At 32.8% G+C, this 3,572-nt stretch carries 4 protein-coding genes; 2 read left to right on the top strand and 2 right to left on the bottom strand.

Going from position 1 to position 3,572, the window contains the following annotated elements; all coding sequences use genetic code 11:
• Positions 1-208 (top strand): hypothetical protein (locus H9636_RS19215; RefSeq protein ID WP_225230343.1); only part of this gene is annotated, 208 nt, incomplete at its 5' end.
• Positions 209-410: 202 nt separating this feature from the next.
• Here the strand turns inward: H9636_RS19215 and H9636_RS18820 are convergent.
• Entirely contained in the window at positions 411-1,169 is a 759-nt protein-coding gene (locus H9636_RS18820; RefSeq protein WP_191709082.1) for a MerR family transcriptional regulator, read from the bottom strand.
• Between the two features lie 208 nt (positions 1,170-1,377).
• Between H9636_RS18820 and H9636_RS18815 the strand changes: the two genes are divergently transcribed.
• Positions 1,378-1,782, top strand: coding sequence for a winged helix-turn-helix transcriptional regulator (locus H9636_RS18815; protein WP_191709081.1), 405 nt, complete (start codon positions 1,378-1,380; stop codon positions 1,780-1,782).
• 35 nt (positions 1,783-1,817) lie between these two features.
• Here the strand turns inward: H9636_RS18815 and H9636_RS18810 are convergent, their stop codons facing one another.
• Positions 1,818-2,537 (bottom strand): 3-ketoacyl-ACP reductase, encoded by a 720-nt coding sequence (locus H9636_RS18810; RefSeq protein ID WP_191709080.1) that lies wholly within the window; start codon positions 2,535-2,537, stop codon positions 1,818-1,820.
• Positions 2,538-3,572 lie beyond the last annotated feature (1,035 nt).

Below are 3,572 nucleotides of genomic sequence, written 5' to 3'. Positions count from 1 at the left end.
AATACAGAAGGAAAACCTCGAGAAGCGGGAGGACCGAGGAAAACAAGGAATCAAGGAGGCCCGAAGCGCAGTGTACTCCGTACATGAGCATCGGACCGACGTAGATGACGCCGTTTTCCGACGTGTCATCGCGCTTCAGAACTTTTATATTCAATGCAAAAAACTAGATAATTCATATTATAATATTGATTTTGGTAGTGGTATTTAAATTTTATCAAGATGTCCGTTATGATAAAAAAAACAAAGCCTGTGAAATTTTACTTCGCACAGGCTTTTTAGGTTTTAGAAAAGGGTTTTATCCTAGATTTTAAAATATAATTGATGTAGATGTTTTATACTATTCCACAATAACTTGATGTTAATTGTAAATGATCTATATAGTTTAGTGGATAAAACTCATATATCTATTTCTATTCCATTTCGACTTGCTTCATATAATATTCTATCGCTTGATTTAGCCATGTTTGTTCATCCTCTGTGAAAGGAGAAGGTGTCATGCTTTCTAGTTCTTGAATGTCCAGTTCTTTCACATTAGTATGAGCTATCTTTTCCATCAAGTCCTCACCTAGAAATGAAAAAGAAGCTTCTAAATAGTCCTTAATCATCCTTTGAACGTTTGAGTCTTCTACTGGTTTACCATATAATTGTTTCACTGCTTTAGTTAACTGAATATATGTTTTATCCAAGGCAAGTTTATCTTCTTCCGATTTTTTTGATAACTCTTCCACGACTTCGGTTAATTTATAGCGCTCTATCCATGTATGCTCCATATGCATACTGTAGATAAGACTAAATAACAAGGCACTATCTACTTCTCCTTCTTCTTCGACTAACTTAATCACCCTTTTAATTGCTTGCATTGATTGTTCAATTTGGACTTTTTCTCTTTCTAATGCATGCAAGTGTAGGGACAAACTTTCATTCAAATCAGCAGTAAAACTTGATTCATGTAACAAACTAGCAATTTTATCTAGACTATATCCTAAAAATTTAAGACTTAGAATTTTCTGTAGGGTAATAATATCTTCGTAATTGTATATACGGTGCTCTGAAGAAGGATTTCTTTCGGGTTGTAATAAACCAAGTTCATCATAGTAATGTAAAGTAGGAATCGGTATTCCTGTTTTTTCTGAAAATTCCCCGATGGAAAATTTTTTATTCTTATACATCAAATTCCCCCCCATCAAAAGTATAAGTTCATTATAAAACCTGAAGTAACTTGAGGTTCAAGAGAGTATCATTAATATTTTGTTAGTTAACATACCTGATATCAAGCTAAGCGTAGTTTCATTTATCCAGACATAATAATGATATACTAAATAAATAGTGAGGTATCTCAGTTGCCTTTATTGAATTTGTGAATGGAGAGTCAGAATTATGACCGATAGATTACGAGATGAGATAAAAGAAAAGATTAGCAATGGTGACTTTCATTGTGAGAAAGAATTAACTTTATCAATTATCAGTGGAAAATGGAAGGTAGTTATTTTATGGCATCTAGGCGTAGAAGGACCACATCGATTTAGTGAGTTGCAAAAACTGTTTCCCAAAATATCACATAAAATATTAACGAATCAATTACGTGAGCTGATGGAAGATGGGATCATTCATCGAGAAGTGTATCCTGAAATGCCTCCAAAAGTAATATATTCTATGACAAATCTTGGAATGACCTTATTGCCAATTGTAGAAATGATGTACGAGTGGGGGAAAAAACGTATAGAGCAAATTAAAGGTTCTACGGATTTAAAAGACGAAGAGAAGGGTGAATCTAAAATATAAATAGATCACCCTTTACACTGTCTTTTTATTTTTACTTATGGGTTGGTAGACCATAATCCTGCTGACTTAATAAATACACGAGGATGAAGTTTCAGCTGGGAAACGATAAATTCAGCTAAATCCTCCGGCTGCATGACCTTTTCTGGGTTGCCATCCGTCAAATTTTCTTTAAAAGCAAGCTCTGTAGCGACAGTACTTGGTGTTAAAGCAGTAACACGAATATTATGTTTCCGAACTTCTAGTGCTAATGACTCTGTTAAACCAAGGAGGCCAAATTTAGAGGCGCTATATGCACTTGTAACAGGGGCACCTTTCTGTCCAGCGGTAGAGGAAATATTAATAATATCTCCACCACTTTTTTCAATTAGTTGCGGAAGAACTGTTCTTGTTACGTAGTAGACTCCCATTAAATTAACATCAATCATAGATTTCCATTCTTCAGGAGAAAGATCGAGAAAGCCACCAAACTTTCCTATTCCCGCATTGTTAATTAAAATATCGAAGGATCCTAGTTCATTAGTCAGTGAATCGACTGCCTTTTCCACTTGTTCAAGTGAAGTAACATCTCCTGTAGCATAAGCGACTTTTACTCCAGTTGATTCAATTTCTGTTATAACACTTTTTAAATCCGCCTCTGTTCGAGCTAAAAGCCCTACATTAACCCCTTCCTTTGCAAGAGCGATTGCAGTAGCTTTTCCGATTCCTTTACCACTCCCAGTTATGAGTGCCGTTTTTCCTTTTAATGATTGACCCATAATCAAAACCTCTTTTCTATACAAATGTTACTCTTATTCAACACATATTTTACAGATGCTCTTTTATCATGTGAAGTATGCACTTTTTTATTACAAGGTTACCTAAAGGTAACTTATCATCATATGAGGTAAATATTATTCACGAATGAAATAACAATATAATTGTCGTTTATGATCGTTAAGAGGCAATGAAAGCATCAGTATTAACAAAGTTACAACACTGATTTTCATGATAACAGACTATTTTTACACCAAGGTAATCCTCGAATAGTAAAGTACATTGTTAATCAGCAAATATTCATGCTCTTTTAAGTAGAAGCAAAAAACATATTATTGTTGCTTTCCTTCCAATTTTGATGTGACTCAGTTTGTATTCCAAATGTCGATTTATTATCTAAATCTTGTGGGTCATTTACGGATTTGCTAAGACCTCTTTTCATAGAGAAGTAAATGGCAAGCTGTACACCGCTAACGAACAATGGATACTCTATTATTAGGAATATACTAATAACTAATTAGTTTGGCATATGTTGTAATAAGTTAGAAAGAACAACTGTCTAAAATCATTTTAGTTATCCTTATTAATAAAACCAAAAAGAAAATATTATTCTTATAAAAACACTTGCATATAATACATTATAGTGATATAGTAATAAATGTCTCTTCAGTAAAGATGGATTTATACGATATTAAAAAATGTTATTGACTTTACTGATTGTGATTGATATAATAATAAAGTTGTCATTAAAGATTTATAAAGTATTTGACAATAGTATAACAAAATGTTATACTAAAAAAGTTATCGCATTTTATGGTAGATAATATTAGTGTTGACATACAAAACATTAGATGTTATACTATAAAAAGTCGCTTCAATCAGTGGCGTAAAACATGAACCTTGAAAACTGAACAACAAAACGTTAATGAATACAGTTTCAACTTAATTGTTGAAACAAAATTTGGACATCATTATGATGCCAGCAAAAATTTGAGCTTTATCAAATTTTCTTTTATGGAGAGTTTGATCCTGGCTCA

The sequence above is a fragment of the Ureibacillus galli genome, from assembly GCF_014836845.1.
Lineage (GTDB): Bacteria > Bacillota > Bacilli > Bacillales_A > Planococcaceae > Ureibacillus > Ureibacillus galli.
Note: the sequence above shows the minus strand (reverse complement) of the source record. Positions and strands in the feature narration are given on the sequence as shown.

Coding starts and splice junctions, on each gene's coding strand:
- H9636_RS18820 (WP_191709082.1), bottom strand. CDS start 1,169: ATGTATAAGAATAAAAAATTTTCCATCGGGGAATTTTCAGAAAAAACA.
- H9636_RS18815 (WP_191709081.1), top strand. CDS start 1,378: ATGACCGATAGATTACGAGATGAGATAAAAGAAAAGATTAGCAATGGT.
- H9636_RS18810 (WP_191709080.1), bottom strand. CDS start 2,537: ATGGGTCAATCATTAAAAGGAAAAACGGCACTCATAACTGGGAGTGGT.